This is a genomic window from Rhodoferax sp. RT5P35, assembly GCF_056521385.1.
In genome coordinates this window covers 1-1,068 of sequence record NZ_JBWMAX010000331.1, presented here as the reverse complement: position 1 = coordinate 1,068, position 1,068 = coordinate 1, and the positions used below count along the sequence as shown (strand labels likewise).

2 protein-coding genes are annotated in these 1,068 nt (G+C 65.6%); both read right to left on the bottom strand.

Features of this window, described 5'->3' with window-relative positions; genetic code table 11:
• Positions 1-728: VOC family protein (locus AC097L_RS26085; protein ID WP_479589589.1), on the bottom strand; the 728-nt coding region annotated here is incomplete at its 3' end.
• Between the two features lie 43 nt (positions 729-771).
• The coding region (locus AC097L_RS26080) for an alpha/beta hydrolase family protein (protein WP_479589588.1) at positions 772-1,068 on the bottom strand (297 nt) is incomplete at its 5' end.

Genomic DNA, 1,068 nt, shown 5'->3' with positions numbered 1-1,068 from the left:
CCCCAAACGCTCTGGTAGCCCTTTTCGACGAAGCGGGTTCCGGCCAGCAGTACCTCGGTGGGGCCGCCCATGTGGAAGGTGAAGTGTTCGCAGCCCTTCATGAACGGCGGGGTCTGGATCATGAACAGGGTGTGGTGGTCCTGGGTGCCCGCCGGGCGAAGAAAGGGGCCGACGCCGGTGAACCGGTCGGTGCAGACAAACCCCAAGCGCTGGTAAAACGCCTCGGCCCGGGCTGCATCGGGCACGAAGTACACCACGTGCGACAGTGACCTGGGCCGGGCCGCCATATCCGGCGGCAGGCCCAGTACGTTGGCGGGGCGCAGGGGCTCGGCACCCGGTGCGTTTACCCGCTCCGCAGGCAGCGCCAAGGGCCTGCGCGCGGTGACCTGGAACGCCAGCGCGAAGCCCAGGTCGTCGGTGGCGCGCAGCACGCCGCCTTGGCGCGACACGGTGCGGTCGCGGCCCAGCTCGGCTTCAATGGCATCGAGCGTGGCTTCGTCGGCCACGCCGTACACCGTTTCGCGCAGCATGCTGGCGGTTCCCATGGCGGGGGGCAATGCGGGGTCGTCCTTGGGGCGGACCTCCACCGCCGTGCCGTCCAGTGCCTCAAAGCGGCCGCCCTGCGTGCTTACGCCCACCGGCGTGAGGCCATAGTCCGTCAGGTATTGCACGCAGGCTGCGACGTCGTCCACGCCGAAGACCAGGGCATCGAGTCCGATGATGTTCATCTGTAAATCCTTTGGTTGATGGGTTGCAGGTTGGCCCGCGCATTCAAGCGGTGCGCCCGCCCAGGGTTTCTGCCACCCAGTCGGCGATGTAGTGGCCTGCATTGATGCTGTTGTCAAAGCTGCTGTGTTGCACGCCGCCTTCGCGTTCGGTGAAGACCTTCAGCTCCCGCTGGGGGCTGTTGACCAGTTGCTCGTAGGTGCGCTGTGCCCACTTCAGTGGAATTTGCGAGTCTTTCTCGCCGTGGGTTACCAGGAAGGGCACGCGGATCTTTTCGACCACGCCGTCCAGATGCACCTTCTCTGCGATCTGCATGAAGTCGTCCATGTCCTTGGCACCCCA